The 9,139-nt window shown below is 74.0% G+C and carries 8 protein-coding genes; 7 read left to right on the top strand and 1 reads right to left on the bottom strand.

The genetic code is table 11. The annotated features are described in order from the left end of the window. Positions 1 to 134: 134 nt before the first annotated feature. Entirely contained in the window at positions 135 to 2,297 is a 2,163-nt protein-coding gene (locus ACZ6O2_RS36010; protein ID WP_466026147.1) for an MMPL family transporter, read from the bottom strand. Positions 2,298 to 2,397: 100 nt separating this feature from the next. Between ACZ6O2_RS36010 and ACZ6O2_RS36005 the strand changes: the two genes are divergently transcribed. From ACZ6O2_RS36005 to ACZ6O2_RS35975, 7 genes are all read left to right on the top strand, one after another. Further along, positions 2,398 to 3,711, top strand: a complete 1,314-nt coding sequence (locus ACZ6O2_RS36005) for a sensor histidine kinase (protein ID WP_466026146.1) — start codon at positions 2,398 to 2,400, stop codon at positions 3,709 to 3,711. Further along, entirely contained in the window at positions 3,663 to 4,307 is a 645-nt protein-coding gene (locus ACZ6O2_RS36000) for a LuxR C-terminal-related transcriptional regulator (protein ID WP_466026145.1), read from the top strand. The genes ACZ6O2_RS36005 and ACZ6O2_RS36000 overlap by 49 nt, the downstream gene beginning before the upstream one ends. Before the next feature lie 16 nt (positions 4,308 to 4,323). Beyond that, a complete protein-coding gene (locus ACZ6O2_RS35995; RefSeq protein ID WP_466026144.1) occupies positions 4,324 to 5,085 on the top strand; it encodes a prenyltransferase/squalene oxidase repeat-containing protein in 762 nt (253 codons plus the stop codon). Positions 5,086 to 5,276: 191 nt separating this feature from the next. After that, positions 5,277 to 5,693 (top strand): GntR family transcriptional regulator, encoded by a 417-nt coding sequence (locus ACZ6O2_RS35990; RefSeq protein WP_466026143.1) that lies wholly within the window; start codon positions 5,277 to 5,279, stop codon positions 5,691 to 5,693. Between the two features lie 11 nt (positions 5,694 to 5,704). Beyond that, positions 5,705 to 6,595, top strand: a complete 891-nt coding sequence (locus tag ACZ6O2_RS35985; protein WP_466026142.1) for an ABC transporter ATP-binding protein — start codon at positions 5,705 to 5,707, stop codon at positions 6,593 to 6,595. Beyond that, positions 6,592 to 7,581 (top strand): ABC transporter permease, encoded by a 990-nt coding sequence (locus ACZ6O2_RS35980; RefSeq protein WP_466026141.1) that lies wholly within the window; start codon positions 6,592 to 6,594, stop codon positions 7,579 to 7,581. Before ACZ6O2_RS35985 ends, ACZ6O2_RS35980 begins: the two co-directional genes overlap by 4 nt. 170 nt (positions 7,582 to 7,751) lie before the next feature. Continuing rightward, a complete protein-coding gene (locus ACZ6O2_RS35975; protein WP_466026140.1) occupies positions 7,752 to 8,930 on the top strand; it encodes a M23 family metallopeptidase in 1,179 nt (392 codons plus the stop codon). The last annotated feature ends 209 nt before the right edge of the window (positions 8,931 to 9,139 follow it).

Raw genomic sequence — 9,139 nt, 5'->3', positions numbered from 1 at the left:
CCCCCCCCCCCCCCCCCCCCCCCCCCCCCCCCCCCCCCCCCCCCCCCCCCCCCCCCCCCCCCCCCCCCCCCCCCCCCCCCCCCCCCCCCGCCCGGTGGCGGGCGGCCGGGCGTTACGCCCCCGGAAGTGTCCCGCTACGCGAGCCCTGACCGGGCCCTCGCCGCGGCCGGCTCGACGGGCTGCGTCCGGACCTGTGACCCCCGCCGCGACAGCACGCCCGGCCACCAGGTGCGGCGGCCGATCTCCAGCGCCAGGGCCGGCACGAGCAGGCTGCGCACGAGGAACGTGTCCAGCAGCACGCCGACGCCGACGATGACGGCCGACTGCACCGACGGCACCAGCGGCAGCACGCTGAGCGCGCCGAAGGTGGCCGCCAGCACCACGCCCGCGCTGGTGATGACGCCGCCGGTGACCGTCAGCGCGTGCAGCACGCCCCGGCGGTGCCCGAGCCGTGCCGTCTCCTCCCTGGCCCGGGTGGCCAGGAAGATGGTGTAGTCCACGCCGAGGGCGACCAGGAACAGGAACGTCTGCAGCGGGATCCCGACGAACAGCTTGGGATAGCCCATGGCGTCGAGGATCAGCCCGGCCGCGCCCATCGCGGCGACGTAGGACAGCACCACGCTCGCCAGCAGCAGCAGCGGCGCGACCAGGGCCCGCAGCAGCAGCACCAGGACGGCGAACACCACCGCCAGGATCAGCGGGCCGACGACCCGGTTGTCGCGGCCGACGGTGCGCTCCTCGTCGAGCAGGTACGCGGTGTCCCCGCCGACCAGCGCCTGCGCGTCGGGCAATGCGTGCACGGCGGCGCGGAGCCGGTCGACGGTGTCCAGCGCGGCGTCGCTGTCCGGCGTGTCCGCGAGGACGGCCGCGACGCGTACCCACCGGCCGTCGGGGGAGCGCTGCGGCTCGCCGACCTCGGCCACCCCGGGCACCGCACGGGCGACGGCCACCACCTGGTCGGCCGTGCCGGCGGTGGCCAGGATCTCGGCGGGCGCCACGGTGCCGCTCGGGTAGTGCGCGGCGATCATCCGCTGGCCCGTGATCGAGCCGACCTCGGTGGTGAACGACTGGTCAGCCGGCATGCCGATGCTGAGGTTGCCGATGCCGAAGCTGAGGGCGACCAGCGCCGCCGCCGTGCCCAGCCACACCACGCGCGGGCGGCGACCGACGACGCCGGCGACCCGGCGCCACAGCCCGTGCCGGGACGCCTCGTCGTCGACGACCGCGTCGGGGGTGTGGCGGGGCACGAACGGCCAGAACAGCCAGCGCCCGAAGATGACCAGCACGGCCGGCAGGAGCGTGGTCATGGCGAGGAACGCCGCGGCGATGCCGATCGCGCCCACCGGTCCCAGGCCCCGGGTGGCCGGCAGCTGCGCGGCGAGCAGGCACAGCAGGCCGACCGCGACGGTCGCCGCCGAGGCGCAGATCGCGCCGATCGACCGCCGCAGCGCCACGGCCATCGCCGCGTGCCGGTCGGCGTGCCGGCGCAGCTCCTCCCGGTACCGGGCGATGAGCAGCAGGGCGTAGTCCACGCCGACGCCGAAGACCAGCACGGTGAGGATGCTCTGGCTCTGGAAGTCGACCGCCAGGCCGCCGTACTCGGCCAGCAGGTAGACGACCGCGCTGGCGAGCTGGTTGGCCAGCGCGACCGTCAGGAGCGGGATCAGCCACAGGACCGGGCTGCGGTACGTGAGGAGGAGCAGCAGCGCGACGGTGCCCGCGGTCGCCAGCAGCAGGGCGGTGTCCATCCCGGCGAACGCGTCGAAGACGTCCTCGGTGGCGCCGGCCTCGCCGGTGAGCGCGGTGCGCAGCCCGTCGGGGGCGTCGGCGGCCAGCCGGTCCCTGATGTCGGCCACCGCGTCGGCCCGCTGCTCGTCGTCGCCGGCGACCGGGAAGGACACCAGCACCGCCTTGCCGTCCTCGCTCGGGACCGGGGGCGGCACCTGGCCGCCGTCGGCGTACGCGGCGTACGCGGCCCGGTCGCCGTCGACCTTCGCGCGGTCGGCGTCGGTGAGCCCGCTCTCGCGTACGTAGACGGCGACCGCGAGGGGCGCCTGGGAGTCGGGGAACGCCGCCTCCGCCCGCTGCACCGCGCGGCTGGCCTCCACGGAGGCGGGCAGCGCCCCGAGGGTGTCGTTGTTCTGCACCTCGGTCAGCTTGATCGCCAGCGGTCCGGCCACCGCGACGAGGACGAGCCAGAAGACGAGCATCGCGTACTTGGTGCGTCGGCCGGACGGTAGGCCGGCCAGTCGTTGCCGCCGGGACATGTCGGGTCTCTCCTGCCTGGTTGTGGTCACGTCTCGATCCTTCGGCCGGAGGGGGGCGGGGGCAGGGGTGCCAGGTCCCGAAGGTGGGTGGTGCTAGCACCACCGAATCCGGTGGGACCGGTGCCGGAGAATGGGCGCCGTGGACAGCTCCGTACGCGCGTTCGTCAGGCAGTCGGTCCGGCCCGGCGCGCTCGCCGCCGTGCAGGGCCTGGCCGTGGCCCTGCTCAGCCTGACCACCAACGCGGCGCTGTTCGTGCTGTCGGTGGTCTCGCTCGCGCTCATCCCGGCCCTCGGCATCGGGTTCGCGCTGTTCCCCGCGGTCACCGTGCTCGTGCGGTGGTCGACCGGGCTGCAACGCCGGGTGGCCGGGTGGCACGGCATGCCGATCGCCTCGCCGTACCCGCCGGCGCCCGAGGGCGCCCGGCTCGGCACCTGGCGGCGGTTCCGCTGGGTGGTCGGTGACCCGGCGACCTGGCGGGACATCGCCTGGCTGATGCCGGGCATGGTGACCGGCGGGGCCTGCCTGCTGGCGTTCGTCCTGCCGGTGTACGGGCTGGAGGGCGTCCTGCTGATGCCCGTGGTCCTGTTCCTCAACGTCGACTGGTACGGCTACGGCGTGTTCTGGCCGATGGACAACCTCGTGCAGGCGGTGCTGTCCGTACCCCAGGGATGGTTGTTCCTGTTCGCCGGCCTGGTGGTCGCGCAGTGGCTGGTGTGGCTGCACTTCCGCTTCGCCGGGTTCTTCCTGGCCCCGACCCGGGCGCAGGAGCTGGCGCTGCGGGTCCGGCAGCTCTCCGCCAGCCGGGCCGACACGGTCGACACCCAGGCCGCGGAGCTGCGCCGGATCGAGCGCGACCTGCACGACGGGGCGCAGGCCCGGCTCGTCGCGCTGCGCATGAGCATCGGCCTGGCCGAGAAGCTGATGGCCGACGACCCGGCCGCGGCGCAGCGGCTGCTCACCGAGGCGCAGGAGACCAGCGGTCGCGCCCTGGTCGAGCTGCGCGACCTGGTCCGCGGCATCTACCCGCCGGTGCTGGCCGAACGCGGACTCGACGGCGCCGTGCGGGCGCTCGCGCTGGCGGTGCCGCTGTCCGTGGAGCTCGACGTCGCGTTGCCCGGCAGCCCGCCGGCCGCAGTCGAGTCGGCCGCCTACTTCGCGGTGGCCGAGGCGCTGGCCAACGTCACCAAGCACAGCGGCGCGGCGCGGGCGTGGATCCGGCTGGCGTACCGCGACGGTCGGTTGACCATGGTGGTCGGCGACGACGGCCGGGGCGGCGCGACGCCGGACTCCGGGACCGGCCTGTCGGGCGTGCAACGCCGTCTGGCAGCCTTCGATGGCACGATGACCGTGACGAGTCCGCCCGGCGGACCGACTGTCGTGACCATGGAGCTGCCGTGCGAGTTGTCATCGCGGAGGATCTCGCCCTCCTCCGGGACGGGCTGACGCGCATCCTCGACGCGTTCGGCTTCCAGGTGGTCGAGGCCGTCGCCGACGGGCCGTCCGTGCTGCCGGCGCTGGTCCGGCACCACCCGGACGTCGCGGTCGTCGACGTGCGCCTGCCGCCGACCTTCACCGACGAGGGGCTCCAGGCGGCGTTGCAGGCCCGGACCCGGTTGCCGGGCCTGCCGATCCTCGTGCTCTCCCAGCACGTCGAGCAGTTGTACGCCCGCGAGCTGCTCTCCGACCGTGGCGGGGGAGTGGGCTACCTGCTCAAGGACCGCGTGTCCAACGTCGACCAGTTCGTCGACGCGGTGCGCCGGGTGGCCGGCGGTGGCATGGTGATGGACCCGGAGGTCGTCTCCCAGCTCCTCGCCCGCAACGCGACGGCGCAGCCGCTGCGGGAGCTCACCGCCCGGGAGCGGGAGGTGCTGGGCCTGATGGCCGAGGGCCGGTCGAACGCGGCGATCGCCGGGCGGCTGTTCGTCACCGAGAAGGCGGTCAGCAAGCACATCAACAACATCTTCAGCAAGCTGGGGCTGCCGCCGTCGGACGACGACAACCGCCGGGTGCTGGCGGTCCTCGCGTACCTGCACGGGTGAGGGTCAGGGTCGGTTCGTGATCGACAACGGCGCGGCGGTCGAGTGGGTGATCGCCCACGGTGACGAGTCCGACGGGCACCGCCTGGCGACGGTGCTGACCGGGGTGTGGCCGGCGCCGCTGGACGTGGCGGACGCGTTGTTCGCCGACCAGTCTCCCGAGGGCGGTTTCCCGGCACCCTGGTCGGCCGGCGCCCCCTCGGTGGCGGCGACGTGCGAACGGCTCGCCCGGATCATCGAGTTGGACCTGCGGTACAGCTCCCGGGTGGACCGTTGCGTCGACTGGCTCGCCGCGCTGGTCGCGCCGGACGGCACGGTGCGCTCCGCCGTGGACGCCGGGCATCTGCCGTCGCAGGACCCGCTCTACCTGACCGCCTACGTCGGCTGGTGCCTGGCGGTCCTGGACCGGCCCGAGGCGGCCGGGCGGGCCGCCCGGGCGGTGCGCGACGCCGTGGGAGCCTCCGGCGCCTGGCCGTCGTGCCTCACCACCACCTGGCTCGCCGCCGCCCTGCTGTGGGCGGTGGGGTTGCGCGAGGAGGCGGACCAGGGACTGGACGTCCTGGCGCGGCGGCTGCTCGACGCGCCGCCGGCCGACGTCGCCCGCGCCGGATGCGCACTGCGGACGGCGTTGCTGCCCCGGGACCATCCCGTGTTCCGCGCCGTGGTCCGGCGGCTCACCGCCACCCAGCGCCCGGACGGCTCATGGCCGGTCGACGGTCCTCCTGCCGAGCAGGTGGCGGTCGCCATCACCGCGATAGGCGCCGTCGCCGGCCTGGTCTGAACCGCGTCCGCCGACAGGGCGACAGGCGGGGCCGGGTCGGATCCGGAAGCGTCGATAGCTCGTCGAGCGGACGTGAGGCGCGGATCTCCCCGGACCGTCCGGAAGGGCACGCACGTCGACGAAGGGGCTCCCGTCGGCGCCCACTTGTTCTATAGTCCTACTGTCGTAAGACAACAGGGGAGGCGCGGCGGGTGATCGAGTTCGTGCTGGACGGCCGGTCGAAGGTGAACACCTACATGCAGCTCGTGCAGCAGGTGAAACAGGCCCTGCGGGTGGGGTTGCTGGCCCCCGGGGACCAGTTGCCCAAGGTCCGCGACGTCGCGCAGTCGCTGGCCATCAACCCCAACACGGTGCTGAAGGCGTACCGCGAGCTGGAGATCGAGGGCCTCGCGGAGGGGCGGCCGGGCGTCGGCACCTTCGTCACGCGCACCCTCGCCGGAGCGTCCCTGCCCAACCAGGCCGAACTGCGGGCGGAGCTGGTGGCCTGGCTGCACCGCGCGCAGGCGGCCGAACTGACGCCCGAGGACATCACCGCCCTGGTGGAGACGACCATGCGGGCCACGCTCCCGGTGGACGCCCCGCCGCAGAACGCCACGTCGGCAGGATGAGAGGACACGCCATGGAGGCCGTGCTGGAGACCGACCAGCTGGGCAAACGGTACGGGAGACACTGGGCGCTGCGGGACTGCTCGTTCCGCCTGCCGGCCGGGCGGATCGCCGCTCTGGTCGGGCCCAACGGGGCGGGCAAGAGCACGCTGCTGCACCTGGCGGTGGGCCTGCTGCGGCCCGACGCCGGGGCGGTGCGGCTGTTCGGCGAGCCCCCCTACGACAACCGGGCGGCGTTGGCCGACATCGGCTTCGTCGCCCAGGACACGCCGCTGTACCGGGACTTCACCGCGGCCGAGCTGATCACGGCGGGCGGCAGGCTGAACCGCCGCTGGGACGCGGCGATGGCGCGTACCCGCCTGGCGGATCTCGGCATCCCGCCGAACAAGCCGGTCGGCAAGCTCTCCGGCGGGCAGCGGGCCCAGGTCGCGCTCGCCCTCGCCCTGGCCAAGCGCCCCCGGCTGCTGCTGCTCGACGAGCCGGTGGCCAGCCTCGACCCGCTCGCCCGGCGGGAGTTCCTGCAGACCCTGATGGGCAGCGTGGCCGACTCCGGCACCACCGTGCTGCTCTCCTCGCACCTGCTGGCGGACGTGGAACGGGTCTGCGACCACCTGATCGTGCTGAACGCCGCCCAGGTCCGGCTCGCCGGCGCGGTCGAGGACCTGGTCGCCGCGCACCGGCGCCTGATCGGCCCCCGGCACGGCGGCGAGCCGATCCCGGGCGTCGCCGACGTCGTGCGGGCCAGCCACACCGACCGGCAGTCGACCCTGCTGGTGCGCACCGACGGGCCCGTCGCCGACCCGCGGTGGAGCGTGCGGGACGTGTCCCTGGAGGACGTCATCCTGGCCTACCTCGCCGACGGCGACGCGCAGGCCAGCCACGAGGAATGGGGGGTGCCGGCATGATCTGGCTGACCTGGCGGCAACACCGCAGGGACGCGCTGTTCGCCCTGGGCGGGCTCGCGGTCCTCGGCGCGTTCGTGATCATCAGCGGCCTGGCGATGCGCGACGCCTTCGACGACTACGGCCTGCCGGAGTGCGTCGCCGCGGGCGACCCGGGCCCGACGCCGGGGCTCGGCGAGACCTGCGACAGGGCCTTCAACCAGTTCCACGACCAGTTCGGCACGCTGAGCCTGGCGGGCATCCTCTTCCTCGTGCTGCCGCTGCTGGTCGGTCTGTTCTGGGGCGCCCCGCTGATCGCCCGCGAGGTCGAGCAGGGCACCCACCGGTTCGTCTGGACCCAGGGCGTCAGCCGGCAACGCTGGGCGCTGGTCAAGTTCGGGTTCGTGGGAGCCGCCGCGCTGCTCGTCTCCGTCGCCTACGGGCTGGGCATGTCCTGGTGGCTGACCCCGCTCAACCAGGGCTGGCGGCAGAGCCGGTTCGACGCGTTCTTCTTCGACATGCAGGGCGTGGTGCCGATCGGGTACACCCTCTTCGCGGTCGCGCTGGGCGTCTTCGCCGGCACCGTCTGGCCTCGGGCGCTGCCCGCCATGGCCGGCACGCTGGTCGGTTTCCTCGGCCTGCGCGTCGCCGTGGCCGCGCTGGCCAGGCCCCGCTACCTGCCCGCCCGCGAGCTGACCTACCCGGTGCAGGGCTCCACCGACGAACTCGCCATCAGGAGAGGCGACTGGATCCTCTCCAACGGTGTCCACGACGCCAACGGCAAACTCGTCGCACCCAACGCCCAGGTGATCTGCCCGCCCGGTGCCACGGGCCCCGACGGGCGGGCCTGCGGCGCCGACCTGGGCCTCGGTCCGGGCGCCTACAACTGGTGGCTCTACCAGCCCGAGAGCCGGTTCTGGCTGTTCCAGGGCATCGAGGCCGGCATCTTCGTCGCGCTCGCGGCGCTGCTGCTCCTGCTGGCCGTCCGCCGCATCCGCCGCATTGCCTGACCACCCGCCGGCTGCCTTGCCCGGGCGTCCGCCGGCCGCGCCTCGCCGACGCGGCCGGCGGGCCGAAACATACCTTCATTGCCAGCGTGTCAACATGTAGACAATATTCTTGGTTCTGTCTATCGTCAGCACCACTTAGCGATGTACTTCAATTTGAGAGGTCGTCAATGGTGCACATCAGACGATGGGCCGGCATAGCCACGGCCCTCCTGGCGACGGAACTCCTGGTCGCGGGCACCGCTGCGCACGCCGCCGCGCCCACGCCGGACCCGGCCCGGGCGAGCGTCGAGCAGGCCGTGACCGTCAAGCTGCTCGGGCAGGCCCGGGTCGCCGGCGAGGCGCACGCCGAGGAGCCCGACACCCGGGTCACCGTCACCCGAAAGAGCGGCCGCTGGGCCTTCGGCACCGCCGTCGCCCTCACCGGCCACGAGGAGGACGTCCACCCGACCGGCGCGATCTTCATCGCCCGCGCCGAGGCCGGCGGGTGGCAGGTGAGCTTCGACGGCGAGGCGGAGTTCGGCGAGCTGGCCGCCGAGTCGCCCCTGGTCGGCAAGCAGGAGAAGGACGTCCTCACCCGCACCCCGGGCACGATGTACGCGGGCGGCGACTACCGGACCGGCATGGCCCTGCCGTTCGCGGTCGGCCAGACCTGGACGCTGACCAGCGGCCCGCACGGCTGGGGCGGCTACGAGACGCCGTACAGCTCGATCGACCTCGCGGGCGGCGACCAGGTGGTCCGCGCCGCCCGGGCCGGCACGGCGTACACGATGTGCCGGGGGTGGATCCGGGTGATCCACGACCGCGGCTACTCCACCGACTACTACCACCTGTGGAGCAACATCTCGGCCAACGGCACGGCGGTCGGCCAGGGCGCCTACCTGGGCTACACGGGCACCGACGTCACCTGCGGCGGGGCCGCGTACGGCCGGCACGTCCACTTCGGACTGCGGCAGAACAGCGCCTACGTGCCCATCGCCGGCCACGGCCTCGGCAAGTGGGTGTTCGAAAACGGCGCCTCGGCCTACCAGGGCGGGGCGCGGCACGGCTCGACCTGGCGGGGCGCCGGTGGCGCGGTCTACAACTACGGCGCGCTGGGCTTCAACCAGGCGGTGGTCGACGCCAACGGCGGGGGCACGGTGAACAAGCGGTCCGGCCCCGGCACCGGCTACGCCGTGCTCGGCTCGGTGGGTGACGGCGCGACGGTCACCATCTCCTGCTCCGCCAACGGCACCAGCCACACCGGCCGGTACGGCACCACGTCGCTGTGGAACCGGCTCAGCGACGGCAGTTGGGTCTCCGACGCCTTCCTGTGGACCGGCGTGAACGGCGCGGTCAACGGCTGGTGCTGACCGGCTCCGCCGAGCGTCGACGCAGCGGCCCCCGCCGGAGACGGTGGGGGCCGCCGTCGCGCGGGGACGGGTGGTGGGCGGAGCGCCTCGAAGCCGCTGACCGGCCCGGCGTCGGGGCGAGGACGGCGGGATCCGGCCGGGTCATGGCAGGACCTTCACGATGACCGGGGTGCCCTCGGGGACGTCGCGCAACGCCACGGAGATCTCAC

This window comes from Micromonospora sp. NPDC048040 (genome assembly GCF_055587185.1).
This window is presented reverse-complemented; position numbering and strand designations above follow the sequence as displayed.